General features: G+C 70.0%; 23 protein-coding genes and 3 pseudogenes. 13 read left to right on the top strand and 13 right to left on the bottom strand.

Going from position 1 to position 24,034, the window contains the following annotated elements; genetic code table 11:
* Positions 1-302: 302 nt before the first annotated feature.
* From ACFW3D_RS27280 to ACFW3D_RS27270, 3 genes are all read right to left on the bottom strand, one after another.
* Positions 303-1,790: a replication-relaxation family protein gene (locus ACFW3D_RS27280; RefSeq protein WP_500508089.1), complete on the bottom strand. Its 1,488-nt coding sequence runs from the start codon at positions 1,788-1,790 to the stop codon at positions 303-305.
* Positions 1,791-2,356: 566 nt separating this feature from the next.
* Positions 2,357-2,917: a Uma2 family endonuclease gene (locus ACFW3D_RS27275; RefSeq protein WP_500508087.1), complete on the bottom strand. Its 561-nt coding sequence runs from the start codon at positions 2,915-2,917 to the stop codon at positions 2,357-2,359.
* Positions 2,918-3,027: 110 nt separating this feature from the next.
* Positions 3,028-3,255: a hypothetical protein gene (locus tag ACFW3D_RS27270; protein ID WP_500508085.1), complete on the bottom strand. Its 228-nt coding sequence runs from the start codon at positions 3,253-3,255 to the stop codon at positions 3,028-3,030.
* Between the two features lie 153 nt (positions 3,256-3,408).
* Between ACFW3D_RS27270 and ACFW3D_RS27265 the strand changes: the two genes are divergently transcribed.
* Positions 3,409-3,663, top strand: a complete 255-nt coding sequence (locus tag ACFW3D_RS27265; RefSeq protein ID WP_326569942.1) for a GntR family transcriptional regulator — start codon at positions 3,409-3,411, stop codon at positions 3,661-3,663.
* A 221-nt stretch (positions 3,664-3,884) separates the two neighbouring features.
* Here the strand turns inward: ACFW3D_RS27265 and ACFW3D_RS27260 are convergent, their stop codons facing one another.
* On the bottom strand, positions 3,885-4,196 hold the full coding sequence (locus tag ACFW3D_RS27260; protein ID WP_500508083.1) for a hypothetical protein: 312 nt from the start codon (positions 4,194-4,196) through the stop codon (positions 3,885-3,887).
* Between the two features lie 622 nt (positions 4,197-4,818).
* Here ACFW3D_RS27260 and ACFW3D_RS27255 point away from each other — a divergent pair.
* Entirely contained in the window at positions 4,819-5,475 is a 657-nt protein-coding gene (locus tag ACFW3D_RS27255; protein ID WP_500508081.1) for a TetR/AcrR family transcriptional regulator, read from the top strand.
* A 50-nt stretch (positions 5,476-5,525) separates the two neighbouring features.
* Here ACFW3D_RS27255 and ACFW3D_RS27250 read toward each other — a convergent pair whose 3' ends face one another.
* Positions 5,526-7,037 (bottom strand): MFS transporter, encoded by a 1,512-nt coding sequence (locus ACFW3D_RS27250; protein WP_500508079.1) that lies wholly within the window; start codon positions 7,035-7,037, stop codon positions 5,526-5,528.
* A 66-nt stretch (positions 7,038-7,103) separates the two neighbouring features.
* Here ACFW3D_RS27250 and ACFW3D_RS27245 point away from each other — a divergent pair, with 66 nt between their 5' ends.
* From ACFW3D_RS27245 to ACFW3D_RS27230, 4 genes and pseudogenes are all read left to right on the top strand, one after another.
* On the top strand, positions 7,104-7,565 hold the full coding sequence (locus ACFW3D_RS27245) for a MarR family winged helix-turn-helix transcriptional regulator (protein ID WP_500508077.1): 462 nt from the start codon (positions 7,104-7,106) through the stop codon (positions 7,563-7,565).
* Positions 7,566-8,016: 451 nt separating this feature from the next.
* Entirely contained in the window at positions 8,017-8,856 is an 840-nt protein-coding gene (locus tag ACFW3D_RS27240; RefSeq protein WP_500508075.1) for an SDR family NAD(P)-dependent oxidoreductase, read from the top strand.
* A gap of 640 nt (positions 8,857-9,496) precedes the next feature.
* A pseudogene (locus tag ACFW3D_RS27235) lies at positions 9,497-9,790 on the top strand (ATP-binding protein); the annotation flags it as partial.
* Between the two features lie 1,357 nt (positions 9,791-11,147).
* Positions 11,148-12,428, top strand: a complete 1,281-nt coding sequence (locus ACFW3D_RS27230; protein WP_500508073.1) for a hypothetical protein — start codon at positions 11,148-11,150, stop codon at positions 12,426-12,428.
* Between the two features lie 1,290 nt (positions 12,429-13,718).
* On the opposite strand, the pseudogene ACFW3D_RS27225 reads toward ACFW3D_RS27230, so the two are convergent.
* From ACFW3D_RS27225 to ACFW3D_RS27205, 5 genes and pseudogenes are all read right to left on the bottom strand, one after another.
* Positions 13,719-13,856 (bottom strand): annotated as a pseudogene (locus tag ACFW3D_RS27225) (helix-turn-helix domain-containing protein); the annotation flags it as partial.
* A gap of 230 nt (positions 13,857-14,086) precedes the next feature.
* Positions 14,087-14,377, bottom strand: coding sequence for a hypothetical protein (locus ACFW3D_RS27220; protein ID WP_500508071.1), 291 nt, complete (start codon positions 14,375-14,377; stop codon positions 14,087-14,089).
* A 29-nt stretch (positions 14,378-14,406) separates the two neighbouring features.
* Positions 14,407-14,772 carry a hypothetical protein gene (locus ACFW3D_RS27215; protein ID WP_500508069.1) on the bottom strand — a complete coding sequence of 122 codons (366 nt, stop codon included), beginning with the start codon at positions 14,770-14,772 and terminating at the stop codon, positions 14,407-14,409.
* Between the two features lie 34 nt (positions 14,773-14,806).
* Complete coding sequence (locus ACFW3D_RS27210; RefSeq protein WP_500508067.1) at positions 14,807-15,004, bottom strand: type II toxin-antitoxin system Phd/YefM family antitoxin; 198 nt, start codon at positions 15,002-15,004, stop codon at positions 14,807-14,809.
* A gap of 307 nt (positions 15,005-15,311) precedes the next feature.
* On the bottom strand, positions 15,312-15,851 hold the full coding sequence (locus tag ACFW3D_RS27205; RefSeq protein WP_500508065.1) for a flavoprotein: 540 nt from the start codon (positions 15,849-15,851) through the stop codon (positions 15,312-15,314).
* 132 nt (positions 15,852-15,983) lie between these two features.
* Between ACFW3D_RS27205 and ACFW3D_RS27200 the strand changes: the two are divergent.
* The 7 genes and pseudogenes from ACFW3D_RS27200 to tgmC form a co-directional block, all read left to right on the top strand.
* Positions 15,984-16,436: pseudogene (locus ACFW3D_RS27200) on the top strand (helix-turn-helix domain-containing protein); the annotation flags it as partial.
* Positions 16,437-16,544: 108 nt separating this feature from the next.
* A complete protein-coding gene (locus ACFW3D_RS27195; protein ID WP_500508124.1) occupies positions 16,545-17,795 on the top strand; it encodes a helix-turn-helix domain-containing protein in 1,251 nt (416 codons plus the stop codon).
* 239 nt (positions 17,796-18,034) lie between these two features.
* The gene (locus ACFW3D_RS27190) at positions 18,035-18,475 is read left to right on the top strand and encodes a hypothetical protein (RefSeq protein ID WP_500508063.1); all 441 of its coding nucleotides are present in this window, start codon (positions 18,035-18,037) and stop codon (positions 18,473-18,475) included.
* A 113-nt stretch (positions 18,476-18,588) separates the two neighbouring features.
* On the top strand, positions 18,589-18,960 hold the full coding sequence (locus ACFW3D_RS27185) for a hypothetical protein (protein WP_500508061.1): 372 nt from the start codon (positions 18,589-18,591) through the stop codon (positions 18,958-18,960).
* A gap of 169 nt (positions 18,961-19,129) precedes the next feature.
* The gene (gene tgmA, locus ACFW3D_RS27180; protein ID WP_500508059.1) at positions 19,130-19,438 is read left to right on the top strand and encodes a putative ATP-grasp-modified RiPP; all 309 of its coding nucleotides are present in this window, start codon (positions 19,130-19,132) and stop codon (positions 19,436-19,438) included.
* Positions 19,435-20,382, top strand: a complete 948-nt coding sequence (gene tgmB / locus ACFW3D_RS27175) for an ATP-grasp ribosomal peptide maturase (RefSeq protein WP_500508057.1) — start codon at positions 19,435-19,437, stop codon at positions 20,380-20,382. The genes tgmA and tgmB overlap by 4 nt, the downstream gene beginning before the upstream one ends.
* Positions 20,379-21,503 carry an ATP-grasp peptide maturase system methyltransferase gene (tgmC, locus tag ACFW3D_RS27170; protein WP_500508055.1) on the top strand — a complete coding sequence of 375 codons (1,125 nt, stop codon included), beginning with the start codon at positions 20,379-20,381 and terminating at the stop codon, positions 21,501-21,503. Before tgmB ends, tgmC begins: the two co-directional genes overlap by 4 nt.
* Before the next feature lie 199 nt (positions 21,504-21,702).
* On the opposite strand, the gene ACFW3D_RS27165 is transcribed toward tgmC, so the two are convergent.
* The 3 genes from ACFW3D_RS27165 to ACFW3D_RS27155 form a co-directional block, all read right to left on the bottom strand.
* Positions 21,703-22,056 carry a hypothetical protein gene (locus ACFW3D_RS27165; protein WP_500508053.1) on the bottom strand — a complete coding sequence of 118 codons (354 nt, stop codon included), beginning with the start codon at positions 22,054-22,056 and terminating at the stop codon, positions 21,703-21,705.
* Between the two features lie 4 nt (positions 22,057-22,060).
* On the bottom strand, positions 22,061-22,738 hold the full coding sequence (locus ACFW3D_RS27160) for a hypothetical protein (protein ID WP_500508051.1): 678 nt from the start codon (positions 22,736-22,738) through the stop codon (positions 22,061-22,063).
* Between the two features lie 146 nt (positions 22,739-22,884).
* Positions 22,885-23,451, bottom strand: coding sequence for an SUKH-4 family immunity protein (locus ACFW3D_RS27155; protein ID WP_500508049.1), 567 nt, complete (start codon positions 23,449-23,451; stop codon positions 22,885-22,887).
* Between the last annotated feature and the right edge of the window lie 583 nt (positions 23,452-24,034).

Here is a 24,034-nt window from a genome sequence, read left to right as displayed (position 1 = left end):
GCGGCCAGTGACACAGCCTGACCCCGCTCGACCTACAGCCGCGTTGCGCATCCCGTCCTGCCCGGTCAGTACGTGGGCCACGGGGACGGCGGCGCCGACGACGTTGTTCGGCCGCACCCTCTGACTCGCCTCTTCGGGGCCTCGACCCCGACCGTCTGCCGGCGCCGTGCGCGGCACCGTCCAATGTGCTGCGGGAGGCCCAAGTCCCTTCTGCCCTGGCAATGCTCAGGATCCTGAGCAGTCGCCGCCCGTCCGCGTGTACCGCACGGCGTGTATGCAAAGCGCATGGTGTCCCGGCGGGTTCAGGTGCGCAGCCAGCCGAACAGCCGGTTGGCTCGGCGTTCGCTTTGCCACTGCGCTTCCGCTTCGGCTCGTTCCCGGTCCAGACGTTCACGCTCGCTGCGGCACGGCGGGCACTCCGTTCCGCGCGCCAGGCCGTCGCCCTGCCCGCCGTCATCGTCGTCGTCTGGATGGACGTCGGTGCCGCAGGCCGGGCAGGGCCATGCCTGTTCCTGTCGCCGGCGCCGTTCTTCCTTGCGTCGCTGCCTGCGGGCCTCCTTGGCCGCAGCGCGGGCTTGTTCGGCGGCCTGGCGGGCGGCGCGCCGCTGCTCGTCCCGCTGCCGGTAGGCGCGGTGGTCGTCGGGGTTGTGAAGGGCGGCGATCAGCGCCTCGTGGACGTCGTGGCCGAAGCGCCACCACACCAGGCCGTGCGGGCCGTCAGCGGCCAGCTGGTCCACGGTGGTGGCCAGGACGGGCACCGTGAAGTCGTAGGTGCGCCAGCCGTCTGGCGTGCCCGAAGCGTCGGTGTAGGGGCCGGTGTGCCAGGTGCCCTGCCAGTACGGGCTCGAGATGCGGGCCACTTCGCTGATGCGGCGCTGGAGCACCTGGGGGCTGACCCGTCTGGTGAAGACGATCGCCACCGGCGGGTAGCCCCCGCGGCCGGAGTCCTCCCATCGTGTCGACCACAGCGGGACGTCGTCCCCTACGCGGTGGCCGTTCATGGTGCGCTGGAAGAAGCGGTGGTAGCGGGCGATCTTGTCCGCCAGCACAGCTGCCGGTTCGGTGTGGTTGTCGACCTCTACAAACAGCACCGGCACCTGGTCCTGTGGTGCAGTCAGCACCGCGTCGGCCCGCAGGCTGCCCCTGCCGGGCGTCGTGAAGGTTCCGGTGACCGGGAGGATCACTTCCGTCGTCCAGCCGTGCAGGGTGCCCAGGCCGCGAGGCCGGGCGGATACCGGCCGTGGCGCCGGCTGGACTGCAGGGGCGGGCTGGGTACCGGTGGCAGGCCCGGCGTTTTGGGCGGGGGTTTCCGTTGGGGCGGGCCCGGCGCTTACGGGCCTGGCTTCGTCAGCGAGGCGAGGGCTGCGGCGGGGGATGGGGTGGGTGGGTTGCGGTGGTGACTGGAGAAACGCGTCGATGGTGTCGGTCACCTTCAGCGCGTGCGCGGCGCCGGCCTTCGCCGCCTCCCGGGCGGTGCCGCCCATCTCCTTGGCGGGGCGGCCGAGTTCGCTGGCGGCTGCCGCCAGCCCGGCCGTGGTCAGGTTCCACACCTGCTCCGCCACCGGCCGGCCCGACCGGCCGGGCCGGTTGGCCGAGCCCACCGACTCCACCAGCCCCGCCGCCTTCAGGTCCTTGCACGCGTTGCGGACCGTCTGCACATCCGCTGTCCCCGGCAGCACCAGCCGGCGCAGCTGCCCGGCCGTGGCGACCTTCACCACCCCCAGCGCCAGCAGCACCAGCCCCCGCACCCGGGCCGTCGACCCGTACGGCCACCGCCTGCTCCCCGTCACCTCACGCCCTCCTCCCCCGCCGCCGCTTCACATCCCGACCCGCCACCCCCGGGGGCCGCACCGGACCCCCGGGCCGCCGAGGGGCGCGGCCGCCGGCCCGCGCACACCCCCCGGGGGCTGGGCGGGCACCCCGGGGCCCACCGCAAGCCCCACCACGACCACTCCACCACCCACCACTGACACACAAGCACGGGAGTAAAGGGCTGTCGGCACCCCCGCCACCCACGCACATGCCTGCTGACCTGCACGAATACAACACCGGGCGGGGGAAGTCACCGTAGGGGAAAACGTAGGGGACCGCGTAGGGGGCCTCGTAGGGAGCGCTACGGGGACGGCATGCACTCCGACACGCCGCCCCGAACACCACCGGTCACCGTCAACAGCGCCGCTGGGCGGCGACTCGACGACTCCAGCCTTTCGGGCGCCAACCGCGGCCATCCCGCAAGCACGTGCCGGGCGTTGCCGGCGCCGTCGGCGTACCCGTCGGCGTTCACGTGGACGCCGGCAGGCCTGCGCGTACACCAGTAGCCGCATGCTCCCGTGCATGGTCGGCGCGTGCTGGTTGCTTACCGCTTCACCAGGTGGGCGGGGTCGATGTCCAGGGGGAACGGCTCTGTCACTGCCGTGGTCCGGCCGGCTGGGACCAGCCGGTCGGCGTAGGCGCCGTGCTGAAGGTGCCCGAGGTACAGCCGCGGAGCGGGCTCCAGTTCCAGGCGCCAGTAGTGCTCGATCCCCGCTGCCGCATACAGCGCCGGTTTCATCTTCTGGTCCGCGACACGGGTGGAAGAAGAGGCAATCTCCACAACGGCGATGACGTCCTGGGCATGCACGGTCACACCGGACAGGTCCACGCTCTCGTCAACGACGGCCAGGTCCGGGATCATCAGGCCGTCCGGTACCAGAACGTTGATGGCGTCGAAGACCAACACCGGCGCCTTCGCGGCCTCTGCGGCCTGCTCCAGAAGCACGTGAAGGCGGTGCGAGGCCCACTGATGCGCAAGGCCGGGCGCGGGTCTCATCATCAGCGCGCCCCCGACCAACTCGATTCGGTTCCTCGGGTCCTCGGGCAGGGCCAGGACATCGTCCACGGTCCACGGCCCGTAATGATCAGCGGCGGCAACGCTCACGCTCCCCTTCACCTCCTCGGCTTGCCGTGCCCCCAGTGTGGCCCAGCACGAAGACGGCAGTCGAGCCACACGCGCGCAGGGAGCCCGGGCGGCTGAGCCGGGCAGGAAGTTCACGGGGCCGCCTGGCGAGCCGCTTGGTAGGCGTCCCACAACGGCAGCACGACCGTGCACTCGCGGGCGCCCCCATCCCGGCAGGTGGGGCATGAGGTGGCATGGTCCAGCCACGCCCGGTACGCCGCCTGGACCGCCTGGTTCACCCAGGTCACACGGACCCGGACCACAGCGCCGGGCCCCGAGCCGGTGTCCAGCCAGCGCTCGGTGAAGCCGGGCTCCCCCATGACCAGCCCCCCTCCACCTCGCCAGGTCCCGCAGCCGGACTGCCACAACGACAGACCACCATTTGTTCAAGCAACTGTAGCACTCTGGTATCGATACGTCTCGCGACGTATCTCAAACTGCCGCGTCATCTGGACATCTCTAGCGTCTTGACCATGGAGTTTGGTCCTGACGATGAGATCGACGCCGACGGCCCGGTAACCCCCTACCGGCAACTGGCCGGGATCCTCACGGCCCGCATCGCCCGCGGCGACTGGGAACCCAACCGGGCCATCCCCTCCGAGCAGCGCCTGGTACAGGAGTACGGACTCGCCCGCTCCACCGTGCGCCGCGCCATCGCCGTCCTGGCAGCCGACGGACTGGTCTTCACCGTGCCCCAACGCGGCACCTTCGTCACCCCACCGCAGTAACCACAGCAAAAGGCCCCCAGCCCCTGTCCAGCACCCCCTCCCCCACACAAGACCGGGTGCGCGAGACCTGGGCGCACACGCATGCCACCGCGCTTGCCGCCCAGCCTCCAGCACAGGCCTACCATCCGGGACCGCGCGCAGCGGCACACGGGGCGCCGGCCGCAGCGCCCCGCTCTCACCAGTGCAGGCATCGGGGAGGGTCCGCCGACGGACGACGGGGATCAGAGCCTTAAGCCGGTTGCGCTCCCCGGACAGCGCGCCGCTCGCCCTTCGATTTGGGCAGCTCCGAGCAGGTCGGCCCGGAGGGTGGTGAAGTAAGCAGCCGGATACAGACTCTGCGTCTTGGCCATGGCGTTCAGCGCGAAATCCAGGTGCTCCACGGCTGTGATCAGACCGTGCCGGGCCACGCTGGAGACCGGGTGGCCTACGAACAGTTTGCCGTCGCCGGCCAGGCTGCTGCCTGCTTCGACTGGAGGCAGGTCCGTACCGTCTCCGCGCGTCCTCTTCGCCCAGAGTTCGACGACGCCCTTCATTACGGCCTAGCCGAGCCCTAGCCGAGCCCTAGCCGGGCTCCCCAGCCGGTTTCCTGTGACATGCCTGGAGGCTAGCGACCAGCCACTCAGCCTCGCACCGGGGCTGTCGAGGCCGGGCCCGGCGGCGAGATCCACCGGCAGTTGCGGGAAGCGGTGACGGGGGAGACATCGAGCGGGAGTTCCTCGCGACCGCCCTGATGATGAACGAGCTGACCTCGGTACCCGCGACCGTCCTCATCAGCAACGTCACCGCCCACTCCCGGGCACCTGCCCGCGGGCCTGACGGCCGACGGCCTGCAGATGCTGGGCTTCCCCCGGCGCCCTTCCCCGCCGCGTTCGTCACCGTGCACACAGGCGCACTCGCCGTCGACCTCGTACTCCCTTCGCATGGTTCACCGCCCGACAGGCCCAATTGCTCGCCGAAACCGTCGGCGACGGCCTGCACTCCGCCTCCGACACACACCGCCCCCGCCCGCCTGGTCCCCGGCCCGTGTCGCCGGCTCCCCGCCCGGCCATCCAGTGCCCGGCAACAACGGAGCTTTCCTCTCCCTGGGCGGCCGGGTGCGGAAGCGGAGGTGCTGCTCCGCGCAGTTAGGCTGGGCGCAGTCGAGGGAGGTCGGACGTGGGCGAGCCGGAAGAGCCCGGGCAGTCGGTGCGGCCCCGGCGCAGGGATGCAGCGCGTAACCGGGAGGCGCTGGTTGCCGCCGGGCGGGAGTTGTTCGACGCGGGTGGCCTGAGCCCGACCCTTGACGATGTCGCGCTGCGGGCCGGGGTCGGTGTGGGCACCGCCTACCGGCACTTCGCCAACAAGTACGAACTGGCTGACGCCGTTCTTGCCGAGTCATTTGATGCCATGTTGGCGGAGGCCGAGCGGGCTGCGGCGCATGGGGACGGCCTGGCCGGGCTGGCGGCGTTCTTCGAGGCGGTCCTGCGGCCGCAGGCCGCCAAGCGCGCGCTCCTGGACTTCCTGCGCAGTGCCCCCGAGGGCCCGATGCTGCCGGATGTCCGGACCCGGGTCGAGGCGTGCATCGAGCAGTTGCTGGAGCGCGGACAGGCCCAGGGCACGATCCGTGCCGAGATCACGTCGACGGACGTCGGGGTGCTGATGTCCTTGCTGACGACGCTCATCGATACCTACGGCAGGGTGTCCCCCGACCTGTGGCGCCGGTTCGTCCCCCTCCTGCTCGACGGCCTGCGTTCCGACGCTCCCACTCCGCTGCCCGTCCCGCCCCTGGGTCGCGGGGAGTTCCTCGCCCTGGTCAACGGCGAAGGGGACTGACACCGCAGGAGCGCACTGCCGGCGGGGGTGCCGGCCGTACAGAGGGCCGCTCACTGGAAGGCCGGTGCCGCGGGCTGGGGCCCGGACGGCTCGGCGGCTACGGCCAGAGACGTCTTCGGCCTGATCAGCGCGGTGCAGAGTGCGGCGGTGAACGCGAAGGTGGCGGCGCCCCACCAGAAGCCCGTCGCGTACCCGTGGACGGCGGCGCGGGCGAGCAGCTGCGGGCTGGCCGGACCGTGGGAGTGCAGGTAGCTGCTGGTCGCCGACGCGACAAACGTGCTGATGACAGCCACTCCGAGCGCCGTGCCGATCTGCTGGCCGACATTGTTCATGCTGCCGGCGGTCCCTGCGTCGCGCGGGTCGTCCGGGACGCTGCCGATGGTCACGGCGATGACGAAGTAGACGCCGACACCGACGCCGACCAGCACGAGTCCGGGAAGAACGCGGGACGCGTATGCGGCCTGGACGCCCACCCTTGTGAGCAGTGCGGCCCCGAACGCCGACAGGACCAGTCCTGCGGCGACGATGGTCCGGGCGGTGAGGCGCGGGAGCAGGGCACTTTGGGCGATGGTGGCACCGACCGCGATCCCGACGGGCAGGGGAAGGAAGGCGAGGCCGGTTCTGATGGGGGTGTAGCCGAGGATTCCCTGGAAGTAATAGGTCAGGAAGAGGAACAGCGCGAACAGCGCGGCGCTGCCCAGCAGCAGGCTCAGATAGGCCGCGCCGCAGTTCCGGTCGAGCACCACCCGCAGGGGGACGAGCGGATTGACCGCGCGGCGTTCGACGGCGACGAACCCGGCGAGGAGAATCGCGCCGCCGACGAGGGAGCCGATCGTGAGTGCGGCGCCCCAGCCGTCCTTCTCGGCCTGGGCGCTGCCGAACACGAGCAGGAACAGACCGCCCGACGCCAGCAGCACACCGGGAAGATCGAGGCGCGGCCGGTCCGGGTCGGCGGAGTTCGTCATCAAGGTGAGCGCGCCGACAAGGGCGACAGCGGCGAAGGCGATGTTGACGAACATCGTCCACCGCCAGTCCAGGTAGCTGGTGAGCAGCCCTCCCAGCAGCAGGCCGAGGGCACCGGAGCCGCCGCCGACGGCGCCGAACACAGCAAACGCCTTGTTGCGTTCGGCGTGGTCGGTGAAGGTGACGGTGATCAGGGAGACCGCGGTGGGCGCAAGTGCGGCGGCGAACACTCCCTGCAGAGTGCGCGCGATCAGTAGTACGGCCGTGTCAGGGGCGGCGCCGGCGAGTGCGGAGAACACGCCGAAGCCCACGAGGCCCACGACGAAGACCCGTTTGCGCCCGACCAGGTCGGCCAGCCGTCCTCCGAGCGGGAGCAGGCTGCCGAAGGCGAGGACGTAGGACGTCACCACCCACTGCCGGGTCGCGTCGGAGAAGTGCAGCCCCGCCTGCGCCGAGGGGAGCGCCACATTGATGACGGTGGCGTCGATCAGGATCATCACCTGGGAGATCAGGACTACCAGCAGGATCAGCCAGCGGTGTGCGTAGTGCGGATCGGCGGTTGCTGACGGAGTTCCCGCCAATTCTTCGGATCGGTTCATGCCTGCACCATAGAGATGCGTGCGGTCGCACACAAGTGCACACGCATATTTGTTACCATGGTCGTCATGAGACCGCCCTCCACCAGGCACGCGATCATCTCCCAGTCACAGGAGGACGCCTGGTTCGCTCTCCTCTACACGCACGCGGCGCTGACCGCGCGGATCGAGGCCGTGCTGATGGAGCGGCACAAGATCTCGTTCAGCGCCTTCGAGATCCTGTGCCGTCTGCAGGATCTGGAACCACAGCCCGTGCGGGCGCTGGCCGGCGAACTCGTCAGCGTGAGCCCCACCCGCGCGTCCCGGCTGGTGCAGGAACTGATCGACAGAGGCCACCTGCGCCGCAGCGCCGACCAGGACGACGGCCGGATCTCCCTGATCGGCTTCACCGACGAGGGCCGCAGGTACGCCGATACGGTGGCCGAGACCTTCGAAGCGGCCGTACAGCAGCACTTCGTGGCACCGCTCGGCGAGCAGGACATTGCCGCCCTCATCCGCATCTGGCGGAAACTCGAGGCCGCCGAGGACTGAACCGGCGCGAATCGCCGACCCGGCATGGCCGGGCGACACCCACCCACCGAGGTGCCGAGGGCAAGGACGCCGAGGCACGGCCGACGATTTTGGTCATAGCCCAGGACGACACTGGCGCCTCGTACGCCGCCGCCCTGACTCCACAGGGGGACATCCGCACGACGATCCACGACCCGGCCGCCGCCCACCACGCCGAGACATCACGGCGGCTAGGGCGGACGGTCCATCGCGGCATGCCCTCGGTAAAGCCGGAGAAGTCGGAGGGGGCGGGCCTGGGTTGGTGCGGCCCTGGCTGGCGGCGCGCGGGCTCTGGGTCATCCGCCCGGGCATCTATGTGGAGATGCATCTCCGATTCGGAGTACAGTGAAACGGAGATGCATCTCCGATTTGCCTTCCGTCGACCGCGCCGCCTGCCCGGCGTTGTCCCCGTACTGCGCAAAGGAACGACTCGATGGCTACCTCAACACCCCCTGTCTGGCTCGTCACCGGAGCCTCCCGAGGCCTGGGCCTCCACTGGGCCAGGGCCGCCCTCTCCCGCGGCGACCGCGTTGCGGCCACCGCCCGGAACTCCTCGTCACTGGAGCCGCTGGTCAGCGAGTTCGGTGATCAGGTGCTGCCGCTGGCGTTCGACGTGGCGGACTCCGCTGCCGTCCGGAAGGCCGTGGAGGAAACCGAGCACCGCTTCGGCGGCATCGACGTCCTGGTGAACAACGCCGGCCACGCGCTGCGGGGTGCCGTCGAAGAGGTCTCCGAGGAGCAGGCGCGGGCACAGTTCGACGTGAACTTCTTCGGCGCCCTGTGGACCACTCGGGCCGTGCTCCCGGGCATGCGGGCTCGCGGACACGGCAGGATCATCCAAGTCTCGTCCTACGGCGGCCTCGTCGCGTACCCGACGATGGGCCTCTACCACTCCTCCAAGTGGGCTCTGGAGAGCATGAGTCAGGCCCTGGCTGCCGAGGTCGCCCACCAGGGGATCCTGGTCACCCTCGTCGAGCCCCTCACCTTCGCTACCGGCCTCGGCGCCACCGCTCCGGCAGTCGACCCAATGCCGGAGTACGAGCCCGTCCGCGAAGCGCTCATGGCCGGGATGAAGGACGCGCCGTTCGTCACCGGCGACGCAGCGACGACGGCGGACGCGCTGCTCGCGATCGTCGACGCCCCCAACCCGCCGCTGCGCGTGCTCTTCGGCACGGGCGGCATCGAGCCGCTGCAGGAGGAGTACGACCGCAGGATCTCGGAGTTCCGGGCGTGGGACCACATCGCCCGCCTCGCGCAGGGCGTTTCGGCGTGACCCAGCAGCCCGCCTGATCGGGTGGCCAGTCCGCCCACCACTCCAGTGCGGTGGGCGGACCGGCCGTGGCAAGCAGTCCCTCCGCCGGAGTTCGCGGGATACGACCTGGTCAAGAACCATGGGAGGCAGTACCGGGGCCGACGGCTCGATCAGCTTGGCGAGGGCGGGCGGGACCGGTGTCAGGTGAGGGTGCAGTGGGTGATGGTGCCGTCGAAGGTGCAGGTGTCAGTGCCTTCTGCGCCGTCGATAGCGTCTGGTTGGCGCGCCGGGTGTCGCCACCCCGGGTCAGGGTCTGCGGGGCGGAGCCGGTGGTGATGAGGGTGCCGGTGTTGTCCACGCCGCCGCGGGAACACGACATGCGCTGACGCCGCGCGGCTGGGTCTGCGGTCGACCACGAGCGGTCTGCAGGACAAACATCATCCGTCACCTCGCCACCCTGAATCGACACCCGGTCCTGCGGCAGCCAGTGCTCCCATCGGCAACCCGTGCGCCGCAGCCCGCCATCTCATGACGCCGGACCCAAGACCAGAGGCAGGCCCGGGAGTGGTGAGGTGCCGCAACGGCCCCTGACTTGCGGTGGTGAGCACACCCAGGCTCCTCACCAGTGAGCCCACAGCACTCACCGCATACAGGTGATGCGCTCGTCGAGGCCGCCAGCCATAAGCAGCTGACCAACCATCGCCCGCAATGGCCGGATCGGCCTGCTCGACGAGTTGCACTACACCGGACGCGACCGCCGCGGCGCCAAAAGCCTTGCCCAAGTCCTGACCGAACGCAAGGAGAACAGCAGGGTCGCCATCGCCTCCTTCTCCGGCTGGACCAAGGCCTTGACCGACCCCGCCTATGCGCAGCGATCGCCGACGACTTCACCTTCGGCGGCACCACCATCGAGACCGGCACCGACTCCTACCTCCTCGCCACCATCCGAGCTCGCAACAGCACACTGCAATTCAACGACTTGCTCCTCAAACTGACGCCACCTACCGTCGGACGGTCACTCGTCTTCCCCACTGGAAGTGCCCATGCCTCGCCGATCACCGGGCGAGATCAGAACCGAACAGCTTCGCAGGAGCGTCAGAAGCCGGCAGGTCATCCCTGGTCTGTCCGCTGCGACGAACCGGCAGATCGCACATTTCGAAGTCCAGTACCGATTGCCTTCCGGCCACGTCTCACACGCCTTCCGGGCTTGGGGGCTTGCGCTGCACGCATGGCCGGTCCACGGCCCCAACCGCGGGTGGGGAACCACCTGCTGGAGGGACACGCACGCGCGAACACTCCTGCACGACGCCGCCTCAGCCATGAAACGCAAGGCACGCCGCGAGCTTCTCGCAGCGGTCGCACCCCTGGACGACCGCTTCCTGGCACGGACCCTGCCAGATCCGTTCTCAACATCGTCGGATCCCTGGTGGAAGCGCCGCCTCGCGGAGTGACCCTCCCGACATTCCAGACCCACAAGCTGCCGAAGCACTGCCTCTCAGTAACTCATCCGAGCCTGTGTCCTTGGGGTCGTTCCCGAAGCGATGACCATCCGCTCCCCAATCCGACCTCCCTGGCCACAAGGCCAAGGGCCAGCCCGGCAACGGTGACGCCCTGCACGGCGCGGTGACCTGCGGTGGTGAGCAGATCCGTGCTCCTCACCGGTGAGTAACGGCACTCACCGACTACAAGTGATGCCCGATTGTGATCTTTCACCCCCCATTTCGGTGAGCAAATCGGTGAGTGCCACCGGGCTTCATGGATGCCACCACCCCGCATCCACCAGCCCGGGAGCCCACATGACCACGCCTGCGCATCCGCCTGCCACCGCCACCGAAGCCGACACCACCGGGCCGGGCCTACCCAGCCCCCCGTACCGAAGGCAGCCAGACCACGCCCTGCAGCCCGCATTCAGCCCCAGCGCCAGGCGCACCCGCGCCGCACGCCTCGGGCCACCGCGAGACAGACGGACGTCGGCCGACGGCTCGTGGGAGCCTGGCCCCTCCTCACTGCCGGACAGGCCCAGGCCGACTGGCAACGCCCGGCCGGCACAGGCCCCCACGGCCCGGCATACCGCAGCCCCCACCCGCCTCGAGCAGCGCGAGTGGACAGGCGCAGCCACCGCGGGTCACCACGTCGCAGACATAGCCGCACCGACACCGCACGCCGACACAGCCGGCCGGATGGCCACACACCACCGCACCCCTGGGCGTGCAGCCCAGCTGCCCCCACCAGGTACGGATGCCGGTCCGGCCGCCGGGAGCAGGTGACGTTCAGTGAGGAAGCTACCCACCCGGCCTCCACGGTTCGTCGCCGTGGACAACCGCGCGGTCGACGACCAGCGCCTGAGCGTCCTGGACATCGGACTGCTCACCATGGCGCTGCGCCTGCCCGACGGCGCGGACTTCACCATCGCCGCCCTGGCCCAGACCCGCAAACCCGGCCGTGAAGCTCTCACCAAAGCCATGCGGAACCTCGTGGCATACGGCTACATTGTCAAACTCAAGATCCAGGACGCCGCCGACGGCACCTGGCGCACCGAGTTCTCCGTCGCCGGCCTGCCCCACCGCCGAGAAGACATCCACCACCTCCTGGCCCAGGTGGCCGGGACACGGGCAGTGCGCGTGGAGCCGGCCTGGCTCGACCCCCACAACCACGTCCCGGCCCCGCTTGAGTCGGCGCTGCCAGAACCGGCCGCCGCAGACTCCCCGGCCGCGCAGTCCGCCTCCTACCAGACGAGACCAGGCATCCGCGTGCCGGTCACGACGGGGTCTCCTGACCCGGGCGCCACCAGTCGCAACTTCGAAGACGTGCAGGCCGGACCGAGTGACGGGTTCCCGGCAGTCGGTGAACCGGCGGTCGGCGACCCGGCGATCGGTGAACCGGCCGCCGGTCAGCCGACCGCCGGAGACCCGTCGGTTAAAGAACTAAGACTGAACAAGCAAGACGGAAAGAACTCCTCTCTCTCCTCCTCGCCCATCACACCCCACCGTCCGACCGTCCTGGCACCGAGGAGAGAGACCACCAGCCCATCCGGACAAGCGCCCCCGGCTGGCCCCCCGCCCGCGACGCCATCGCGATCAGGCCCCACTGGCGACACCCCAAGCAACGGCGGCACCAGTGCGCCCGCACCAGCACAATCAGCGCCCGCCGGCCCACAAGCAGCAGCCGCCGCCCGGCACGGTCACACCCCCGACACCCCCAACCCGGACGCGCCCGCACCAGCACGAGCAGCACCGGCCAGCCCACAAACAGCAGCAGCCGCCCGGATCGCCGACGCCTGGACCACCGCCCGCCACCACCACGGCCACCCCGTCCCCGCTCTCGCCCCCGGCCGCATCGCCCACACCGCAGGGGCGCTCCTGAACGCCGGCCTCCAAGAACAGCACCTGACCCAGGCAGCCACCGCCATGGCCCGCAAACCCACCTGGTACGACCTCAAACGTCACCTCCAACACTGGACACCCCCCACCACCCCACAACCCGCCACACGACCCGCACACCCCGCCCACTGCGGACAATGCGACCACGGCTGGACCACCGACCCCGACGGCCGCGCCCGCAAATGCCCCTGCCGCACCCAACAGCAGCCATGACCCGCCAACACCCGCACCGCCGGCAATCCCCCGCCCGTGCCGAACCCCAGCCCCACCACACGCCGGCAACCGCCGCCCGGGCACACCCACTTGCCAGCGCGACGCCTCAGCCCGAACTCAAACAGGACCGCCACACCGCCACCACTCCCGCCCTGCGCAAAAACCCACCCAACCCCCCCTTTGCGCAGCACCGCCAAAAAGGGTCGCCTTGCGCAACCCCGACAACCCCGGCTCCCCCACCCATTGCGCATCCCAGGACCCGCCCCTACACCCAGATGCGCAATCCGAACCCGGCCCACCCACTCCCCCACACGCAACACGCCACCGCCACGCCCACACAAAGACCCCCGCCGCCAGCACGAAGTGGACGCTGCGCATCTCGTGCCGGTCCCAGAGCCCGCCCCAGATGCGCCCGCTCGCCGCGGCCAGCGCCAGCCGCCCGCCCCGTACGGCGACGTCCACCGCCTCTCGGTCCCGCGGGTGGGCCCGGACCCAGGCGATCCCGGCGAGCACCGCCACCCGGACCGTATCCGGGGCAACGTGCCCGGGGGTGACCGCGGCGAAGGCCTCCCTGGCACGCGCCCACAGCGCGGGCAACTCATCCGTGGCCCGCACTCGTAGCGGATCAGCGCGCAGTGCGCGAGCCGGGCGAGCAGCCCCGCCGGCACAGGTCGTCCGCAGGCAGCGTCGCCAGCAGGGCCGCCGCCCCGCCCGCCAAGGGGTCTGAGGCCGGAACGGCTACTGGGCGGGGCCGGACGGGTAGCGGGCGGCAACGGACACGAGGTCGCCCCGCGAGCGGTACCGGGTCTGCGCCCCCAGGCGATGGCGGACCTCGGGCGCAGTGCGGAAGCCGCCGTGCAGATGCGCAAGGGTACGGTCGGCCAGTTGCAGGTGCACGACGCGCGCAGCGCATGGTCGCGGGGCGCCGTGTCCAGGCCCAGCACGATCAGCGCCAGGGCGGCGGCAGCCGAGGCCCAGCCGTCCTCCCCCGCCAGGACTTCCGCAACAGGAACTCCGACGCCCGCAGTAGGCCCCCGGGCACCGCTCCGGCACCCTCGACGAAACGGCCGGTGCCCCGCGACCAAACAGCGATGTCGCCAGTCAAAAGGACTGGCCGACGCCGATGGTGGTCATGGAGGCACTGGTCAGCCAGGCCAAACGGTCCCACGCCGCCGACCTACAGCTCTATTCCTGGTGGACACTGTGACGGCTCACTCCCGTCCGGCCCGGTCTTTGGCGAGCAGTTCCCGGCGGGCCCGAGTGCGGTAGGAGCCGCCGGTGAGAGTGAGGCTTCGGCGGCCGACCGCAACTCAACGCGGCCCGGACCGTGTTCCGTGCCACCCCCTGCCGCCCAGCGATCTCCTTGATGGGCATCCCCTGCGCCCCATGAAGCCGGCGTATCTCTGCCCAGTCCTCCACCTTCACCACCCTCCAAGAATCAGGGGGTCAAGATTCCCCGACTGCTCGGGGGTCAGTTTTCAGGATCGACAGCGCCTCCCGGACATGAGTAGACCCCAGCCGGTCTGGAGTAGTGCACGTCGGCGGGACCGCGGCCGATTGCGGCCGCCCAACTCCGCACAGCCTGGGCATGGCACACGACAGACCGCACCATGACCCCCCGGAGCCGCAAGGCGGCCGTGTTCCCAGCCCCTGACCGATCAAGTCCAGAAAGCCTCAATGACAGTGATCTGGGGTACGGCATGGCGGCGGATGAAGGTGTAGATAAGCCATCCGCGGCCACCGGCGAGATCGGCAATATGAGGCCCGCCGGGCCTGGTGGAGGCCAGGGGGCGGAAGGTGATCCAGTGCGGCAGGCAGGCGTCGGCGTCGATGCCACGATAGTAGGGGTCCGTGGCGGTGATCAGTTCTGCGCGGGCGGCCATGACGAGCTGTCTGCCGTCGGCGGGCATGGCGTCGAAGTCCTGACGCGCTTCTGCCGTCCAGTCCATCTGCCAGGGAGGGTAGGGGAGGTCGTCCGTCACTGGCCGGGCTTCACCATCGCTGCTTCACGCCGCAGGCGGCTGTACTCAGCCAGAAGACCGGCCGACTCCTCAGGGTCCTCGCACTTCGCCGCGCGGGCCTCGAGGTCGTGCAGGTGTGCGGCAAGACGGGGGTCGCGGGCGATGGCGTACTCAGTCCACCACAGGCGCATGAACGCGGGCACAGGGGTGAGGTTGAAAGCATCCCCGATCGCCCGGCGCCAGTGAGCCTCGAAGTCCGGCAGGAGGTGCGGGGCGTGTTCCTGAATGGCCAGACGCAGAGCTTGCGAAGTCTGTTCAGGCATCGGTGGCACCCGGGGCTTGTCTCCCCCGGATCCGTCGACATGCACAGGCTGGGCGGTCATGGTGTGGAGGCTCCTGGTCTTCCTGCCTGTCGCTTCAGGCCGCGTCCTGGCCGGCGTCGGAGCCCGGCTGCTGTACGACCTGCTGCTGCTCAAACCACTCGGCGGACACCAGGTAGGCGACGGTCTTGCCCTTACGGGTGATCGCAGCAGCCTCACCCGCGATACGGGTACGGTCGAGGATCTCCCCCATGGCCTTGCGAAGGTCGATCGTCGTGTACGTCCTCAGCTCCATACACCCCACACTACCCCAACTATCATAGTTGCGATACTTACCGCTTCCCGACCCGCGCACCCCACACCCCGCCGTGACCAACGCTGACTGCAGCCAGCGACAACAGCCACGCCGCCCGGACACGGCGATCCACACGGTGAGGGCGCCGACCGCCGCGCCATACGCCGACCAAGATCCCAAATCCGCCAATAGACAAGCCAACTGCAGTAACCGCACCTGCCGCCCCCACCGCCGTGTCAGCGCCACCGCCCGCCCCTGCCATCACCCGCGCGACCGGAACACGTGGCGCCACACCCGCCGGCACTGGTCATGCCCCGGCCAGCGCCGCGGCAGCATCCAGCGCCCGATGCCAGGGATAGTCTGCAGGCTTTCCGGTTCCGGGCCGGTTCGGAACGAAACCGCCGTCGCCATACAGCACGGTCACGCCCATCGCCCGCAGCTTCGCGACGCTCTCCTCGAACTGGTGGTGCTGCACATAGGCCGCATTCACACAGGGCATCGCCACGATCGGGATGCCCTTGCCGATGCCTTCGGCGGCCACCCCCACCACGAAGTAATGCGTGAGCCCCAGCGCCCAGGAGTTCACCGAGTTGAACGTGACCGGCGCGAAGACAATGACGTCGGCCGGCGGCCAGACATCCGGCTCGCCGGGCCGCTTGTACCGCGACCGCACGGGATGCCCGGTCAGCGCCGCCAGCCCTTCCAGACTGTCCTCCAGCCAGTCCGCCGCGGTCGGCGTAAGTCCCAGGCACACGTCCCAGCCACGCCGCTGCGCGTCATCGACCACACCGGCGATGTCGAAAACCGGCGGCGCAGCGCTGGCGAACAGGTACATGGTGCGCGTCATGCCCCCACCCAACCCCTGATGATCCATTACGCGCAACCGGCTCTGTCCGCAGCGGGTGTCGGGGCGATCGCCGATGCCATGGCGGATGCGGCGGGTACTGTTCCAGATGGCTGCAGGGTACGGAGGTCAAAGATGCCCAGAGGTGACCACGAGCACACCGGTACGCGCATTGCCTCCGCCCGAAAGCTCGCCGGTCTGACCCAGCGAGGTCTTGCCCAGACCATCGGTTACTCCTACAGCCTCGTGCACCAGGTCGAGTCCGGTCACAAGCCCGCAAGCCCTGACCTCGTCGCGGCGGTCGCCCGTGCGCTCCGTCTCGATGTCACCGCCCTGACCGGGCAGCCCTACGTGACGGAATTGCAGCAGGACCGGCTCGAGGGCCTCATCCGGCCGATCCGCGAGGCCTTGGATCTGTACGACCTGGAAGCGGACCCTGACCTGCCCGTGCGGCCTGCCGGTCAGCTGGTCGCCGCTGCTGACGACCTGTGCCGCCTGGTCCGCGCCGCGCGCCTCAACGCTGCGGCGACGCTGCTGCCGGCCGTCATCGCCGAGCTCACCACCGCCGCATACCGCATGCCGTCGACCACGCAGGACGAGCCGTTCCCCGTCCGAATACCCATCGGCATCCCGCACACGAACACAGCCCCGCCCCCTACCCTGACAGTGTCGAACTGCAAGGAAAGGGGCAAGGCCGTGTCCACCGATGGCACCCCGGACCCGAACGCGGACCCGGTCCGCTTCGGCCAGCGCATGCAGATTCTCCGCAACCGTCGGGGCATGACCCGCGAGGTACTGGCGGGGCTCATCGGGAAATCCGTCTCGTGGGTCAAGCAGGTCGAACGCGGGACAATGAACATGCCCAAACTCGACCTGGTCCTCGCCATCGCTGAGGCGTTGCGCGTGCGGGACCTGTCCGACCTCACCGGCGGTCGTCCGCTCGAGGTGGGCATGTTCATCGGGCCGGGTCATCCTCGGCTCCCCGAAGTGACAGCTGCCTTGAACGCGTGGGTGTTGTCGTTCGGCACCGACCGCGAGGCTCCGCCGGCTGCGCACGTGCGGGCGCGCATTGCCCACGCATGGGCCGCCCGGCACCGTTCTCCGAATCACCGCGACGTCGTCGGTTCACTTCTGCCCGATCTGATTTACGATGCGCAGCTTGCGGTGCGCCAGGCCGACACCACAGGCGAACGGCGCGCCGCCCACGCCGTCTTGTCCGAGGTGTACTCCCTCGCCCAGTTCTTTCTTGCCTACCAACCCGACAGCAGCCTCCTGTGGCGGGTTGCCGAACGCGGCATGGTCGCTGCCCAGGAGTCCGAGGACCCGCATGCGATCGGTGTGGCAGCGTGGCTGTCGGGTCAAGCCCACCGCGATGCAGGGCAGTTCGATGCTGCTGACGCCGTCAACCTGGAGGCGCTGCGCTTCCTTGAACCTCGCATCCCCGACTCCTGTGAGGATGTCCTGGCCATCGCAGGGGCGTTGCGCTTCGAGGCCGGATACACCGCCGCACGGCGCGGCGACACTGCGGTGGCATGGGCGCACTGGGACCAGGCGGAACGCATGTCACAGCGGCTGCCTCAGGCCTACTACCATCCGGTTACCAGCTTCTCGCGGGCCATCATGGGCGCGCACGCGGTCACCGTCGCGGTCGAACTGCACGCTGGCGGCGAGTCCGTGCGGCAGGCCGCGCGGGCGGAGGCCGAAGTGATTCCGTCGCGGCCACGGCGGGCTCGGCACCGTATCGAGCAAGCGCGGGCCTACCAGTTGGACGGGCAGCCGGATGTAGCACTCGCGACCTTGGAACAGGCGCACGAAGCTGCGCCGGAGACGATCCGCTGGAACGGCTACGCCAAGCGCATCGTGCTGGAGGAGACCCAGTCGCCGGTGCCAGGCCGTCGCCGCCGGGCATCGGCGCTGGCGGTGAAGATCGGCCTGCTGGCCGCATAGATACGAGGGGGCAGGATCCCTGCCCCCTATACCCACTCCCCGCTTTTACTGTCGGTAGTGACATGATCACCGACTTGACGCGGGGCGATGTGATGACCGCACCCCACACCACAACAGACCAGGCCAGGCACCGGCACGGCGCCACCACAGCCCGTGCAAGACCGCCCCACCCCCCACTCCGCGCAGCCGAGACCCCTGCGGCTGACGTGGGCGACCTTGCGGCTGCGATCCACCGGCTGGTGAGCAACGCCTACGCCGGCTGCGTCCAGGCCCTGTGCGGCGCGGGCTTCGACGTCGTGCTCACCACGTACGGTGCTCCTGGTGACCGGGTGCTGCGCTGGATGGACCGTTACCAGACCGGCGGGTGCGGCCCGGTCATCGCCAACCATGAGCGTGACGCGCTGATGTGGCTCGTGCCGCCCGGCACCGTCCACACCTGGCAACACGCACACGGGCTGTGTTTCGGCGGTCCGTTCAAGGTCCTCCTGCCGCGCGCCGGTGCCCGCACCGCCCCCGGGCCACACTGGCGCACCCCGCCCAGACTCGGGCATCTGGTGGACGTGGACTGCCTGCACCACGCGCTGAGCCAGTTCCGGCCGAACCTTCCACGACCAGTGCTGCGCCTTGCCGGAACGCCCGCGCTGCCCGGCACACCACCCCTGCCACTGCTGCAGTCATGAACCCCCGCGGGAGCGCGTACCAACGCGAACCGACCAGCGCCGAGCAGGTGCTAATCGACGCCCGCCCATGGTCAACGGGAGCGTGCCTGCTGTGCGGGGCCATGGAGCTGCCAGTGACGCCCATCGTGTCCGTCTATACCGCCGACAGCCCTGAGGCGCTGGCCAAGTGCCGACCCTGTGTGGTGGCCGGGCTGATGGCGCAGCGGGCCACGGCGGACGCGCTCGAGCGCCGGTACGTCCCCATGCTGCCTCCGATACCCGAAGGAAGTCCGATGTCCCCGGAACCCACTGCACCCTCGGTGTCGCCCCCTGCTGCACGTCCGGCTGGCCGGCCGTTACCGCACCGGCTCGGCGTCCTCGGCCTGGTCTGGCTCCTCGGCAACAGCGCCGCCCTCCCCCTGCTGTGGGCACAGGTCACCGCCGCCCAACACAACAGCCGCACAGCCGCTGTCAGCACCCCCGACACCAGGCTCGAAGCGGCCTGACACCCGACTCCTCCCCCTCACGGGGAGGCCGCCCCCGGACGCCCCCGACCGGGAGCAAACGGCCCGCCAATCAAGAAGGACCGGGCCGTGCACCACCCCGCCGCGCGCACCGGTGAGCCTGCCCGGATCATCACCCGGGGCGCGCGGCGGGCCCATCAGATCCGCGACCATGGAGGACTACATGTTCAGCCACGCCGGTCGAATGCCCACCGGAACGCCGCTGCCCTCGGGCCTGCCCACCCCGCCGCCGTTCGGCGTCAGCCGGATGGCGCCGTACCCGGGCACCCCCGCGCCCGCCTACACCCGCGCCGAGCTGGACCCGGCGACGCAGACCACCCGGTTCTACAACGCCACCGGGGGCGTCGTGGAGATGCCGGGGCACGGCACGAGCACCGGCACGCAGCCCAGCACTGCCACGAGCCCCGACGGCAACGCCGGGTCCGGCGACTCCGACACCGGTAGCGACGCGGACCAGTGACTCGCGGTCCGGTGCTGGTCGTCACCAACCTCGACGACCCCACGACGGACCTGGTGATCAGCGAACTGCACGGCCGGGGTGTCCCGGTCGTGCGGTTCGACTCCGGGGACTTCCCCGCCACCTTGTCCGTCGCGGCCACGGTCACCCATGAGGGCATCGCCGGAACGCTGTCGACGCCCACCCGCACCGCCGACCTGACACGCGTCCGGTCGCTGTACTACCGCCGCCCCTCCGGGTTCACCTTCCCGGACCTGGACCAGCAGACCGCCCGGTTCGCCGTCACACAGGCCCGCTACGGCCTTGGCAGGGTCCTGGCGTCCCTGCCGGGCTGCCTGTACGTCAACCACCCACACCGCATCGGGGACGCCGAGTTCAAGCCCTCCGGTCTCGCCGCGGCGGCGACTGCGGGGTTCGACATCCCGCCCACCCAGCTCACCTCCGAACCGGACGCCGCACGGTCCTTCATCAAGCAGCACGGACCGGCGATCTACAAGCCCCTGTCGACACCGCTGTACGAGGTCGACGGCAAGGCCTGCGCCGTGAAGGTGGACGAGGTCACGGTCGACGACATCGACGAGCGGGTGGCCAGCACAGTCCACCTGTTCCAGCAGCGCGTGGACAAGACCGCAGACATCCGCGTAACCGTGATCGGCAACCGCGTCTTCTGCGTGCGCATCGACTGCGACCTGCTCGACTGGCGCACCGACTACAGCCGCCTGACCTACTCCGTGGTGGAGCCTCCCCCAGGCATCACCGAAGCTCTGCGCCGGTACCTGGACCACTTCGGCCTGGTCTTCGGCGCATTCGACTTCGCAGTGGACCGGGACGAGACATGGTGGTTCCTGGAGTGCAACCCCTCCGGCCAGTGGGCCTGGATGGAGCCCGAGACCGGGCTGCCGCTGGTGGCAGCCATGGCCGATCTACTGGAACGGAAATCCTCATGAGCGACGAGCCCGCCCTGCGGCAACAACTCCTGGACCACCTCACCAGCCGGGGCAGCGTGCGCTCCCTCAAGTGGCGCGACGCGGCGGCCGCCACCGCACGGCACGAGTTCCTGCGCGGCGGCTTCTTCCGTCAGGTTCGGGGATCGACGCCCACGGCGTGGGAGCCGGTGATGCCGCAGGACCCCGCCTGGCTGCCGGACTGCCACGCCGACGAGTCCCTCGTCACCCAGATCGCCGGGACCATCGCGCCCGGCGACATCCGCGGCCAGATCTTCCGCGAGCCGACCAGCTCCAGCACGCTCCCCAGCCTGGTGCTGCGGATGCTGGAGGACCTGGAAGTCGAGGACGGCATGCGCGTCCTGGAGGTCGGCACCGGCACCGGGTACTCCACGGCGCTGCTCTGCCACCGGCTCGGGGACGACCTGGTCACCTCCGTGGAGGTCGACCCGGACGTGGCGGCCAGGGCCGCAACCTCGCTCGCCCAGACCGGGCACGTCCCGCACCTGGTGACCGCCGACGGCCTGGCCGGGCATCCGGAGAACGCGCCGTATGACCGCATCATCGCCACGTGCGGCGTGCGCACCATCCCCGCCGCGTGGATCGCCCAGACCCGGCCCGGCGGCCAGATCCTCGCCACGCTCTGCGGCTGGATGGGCTCCTCCGAGCTGACCCGCCTCACCGTCCACCAGGACGGCACCGCATCCGGCCGGCTCCTCGGCGGGCAGGTGTCGTTCATGCTCGCCCGCCCCCAGGTGCCCCCGGCACTCGGCATGCTGCCGAACACCCGCGACAGCTCCGAGCGGGAGGCCGTCGTCGGTGCCGACGCACTGGACGACTGGACGGCCCGGTTCATCGCGCAGATCGCAGCACCGAAAGCGCAACGCCTGCAGGTCAGCGGAGGGGAGCACCTGCTCGTCGACGTCGAGGCCGGCGCATGGGCGCTGCTCCGTCAGGTCGGCGAGCAGTGGCGGGTACGTCAGGGCGGTCCCACCCGCCTGTGGGACGACGTGGAAAAGCACATCGCAATGTGGATCCACGACGGTGCCCCGGGGCTGGAGAAGTTCCGGGTGACCGTGGCATCCGACGGTCTCCAGCAGGTGTCATGGGACATCACTGATTAGACAACTCATCGCCCAGGGTGCCGGCCGTCCCGGGTCCACCCGGCGGATCCTGCCGGGCCGGCACCCCGGGGTTCACCTCGATCCTCGCCATCGCAGCGGCCGCCGCGTTCGGCGCCACGTTCGTGCCCGAGCCCGCCAACCCCTGCACCGCAGGTCGCCCCCGCTCGACGACTCCAGTGCACAACCACAGCCCGGCCGCTCAGAACAAGGAGTCCATAAGGACCTCTTCCGGGTCGGGTTCTTCCGGATGGAGCATGCAGCGTCTGCAGCGCAGGAGTCCTGGCTCGTTGGTGCCGGAGGCGGCGCTCATCCACGGCAGGGCCTCCTCCATGGCGTGCGCGCGCTCGCCGTCGACCAGGGCGTCGACAGTCCGACGGAGCTCCTTGGGTGCAGGTCGGTCGGTGAGGCAGAGCCAGCCGACCACCGCCGCCAGGCGGGCTTCCGGAGCCTCCGTGCGGTCGTGCCACCGTTCGCGCACCCACCTGACGGTCGGCGGATGCGGGTGGGCCCGGGTGAGCTCGGCGGCGGCCAGGAGCAGGGCGGCACGGACCATGGCGTCACCCTCGGTGGCGAATCCGCCGGCCAAGGCGGTCCGGATGGTGTGGTCGGGGTCGGCGGCGGTCGCCAGGACATAGGCGGCGTCGACGCGGACCGTGGGGTCGCAGTCTGCGAGCAGCGGCAAAAGTGCGGGGGGTGTCATTGGTGATCGCGGCTCGGGCGGCGGCCACCGACCAGCCGGCCGGGTAGCCGGTCACCTCGTAGCCGTAACCGTCGTGGCTGTCGGGGGCGTCGCGCCGGGGATCGTTGCGATGCAGGAGGAATTCCTCGCGGGACGCGACACCGTGGTGCCGCGCACGAGCAGGGCCGGAGAGCACAGCGAGGGCGGCCGCGCGGTGCGGGTGGTGGGCGTCGACCGCCAGGGGGATGAGGAACGGCACGGCAAGAGCGGCAGCGGCCCGGCTGCCATGGGCACACAGACCCCACAGCACACCCGTCGCGTCCACACCCGGTTCACCGTCAACGCGCAGCAGGCGAACGGCCTTTCGGACCTCGTGCCCATGGGGGAAGTTGCCCCACGGGACGGCATCGAGGCCCAAGCCCCGCCGAGGTTCGGGCAGAATGCCGGCCACCACCGCCCGCACATCGAACGGCCCGCCCGAGAACAACGCCAGATCCGCGCCGCCCACCACATCCCGACACAACGCGAACGCCGAATCGATCCGCCAGTCCTCCACACCACACCCCCACCATGGAACCCCCGAAACCCGATCACGACAGGCCCCGCCACCCACCGAAAGCCACCCGCCCCGACGATCCAGCCGCACAGGGCCGCGCGGCGCAGCCCGACCTGCCCCAACAGCCCACGCACCATCGACGGGCGTCACCACATCCCAGCGGAGACCTCATCGCGGACGGTCTCCCAGACTCCGTCTCCGTCCCTGTACGGAACCGGGTCGACCTGCGACAACGCTTCCCTGATCTCCTCCGCGACAGCGATCAGGTCGTCGATCTCCGGAAACTCGTCCGGAGGGTCGTAGTCCGGCCGGCGGCGCTCCAACAGGTACATGCCGTAGGCCATTGCGGACACGTCCGTGTGGACCTTCTCGATCCGGCGGACGTCCAGATTGATCGCGTGAACCGAACCGGTCTTCCCGTCGAGCACCACATCGCTGGACAGCGCCCGGCCCAGATGCAACCAGCCGTAAGCGTCGAAGGTGAAACCTTCGAGATCCACCAACTGACTGACGTCCCGGTGCTCGGACAGCGGGATCAGTCCATCCGCGAGGTCCTCTCGAAGTTCGAAGAGCACACCCTCGGCCCGCGGCAGGCCCACCTCGGCCAGGAAACGCGCCGTGTCCTGATGGACGAGCAAGTCCCCCTGCACATCGAGAGGGACGCGCACGATCCGCTCCAGAGCGAATACCTCGGCCAGGAGGGCGCGGGTCACGGAGGCGATCACAAGGCTTCCCGTTCGACAGATCCAGTAAGGCGACGCCGAAGCCTACGCCGGTCATATGAAACAAACTCAGGCTACGTCTCACCTCGATACTCTCCACCTGCCGAACGGCGCGACCGCCACCACCCACGGCGACCTTCAGCGCGCCCCGGAAGAGAGAGACGGCGCCGCAGCAGGTCACCCCGCGGGGGCCCCACGGCGTCCCCAGCCACCAAAGCCAGCCCCGGGGCGGAACCAGCACAGCCGCCCCCTCCAAACACTTCACGAACCACGATGCCCGCTCGCCCTCGACGACGAGCTGATCCTCGCCCACGACCAGCACCTGGGCCCCGTCGAGGCCCACCTGCACGAGGACGTGACCCTCACAAGGGTGGTGCAGACCTGCCACGGCTCACCGTCCCAGTGGAACGCATGGACCTCGGGCGGTCAGTACCTGTACCTGCGGTACCGGCACGGCGAAGGAAGCATCGAGCAGCATCCGAGCAATGACCCCGACACGTGGGATGGCGAGGGGTCCAGGCTCTTGACGGAGTGGGACGACGGGACCGACGACGGCTGCATCGAACTCACCGAC

The sequence above is a fragment of the Streptomyces sp. NPDC058864 genome, assembly GCF_042742985.1.
In the GTDB taxonomy this organism is placed as follows: Bacteria; Actinomycetota; Actinomycetes; order Streptomycetales; family Streptomycetaceae; genus Actinacidiphila.
Note: the sequence above shows the minus strand (reverse complement) of the source record. Positions and strands in the feature narration are given on the sequence as shown.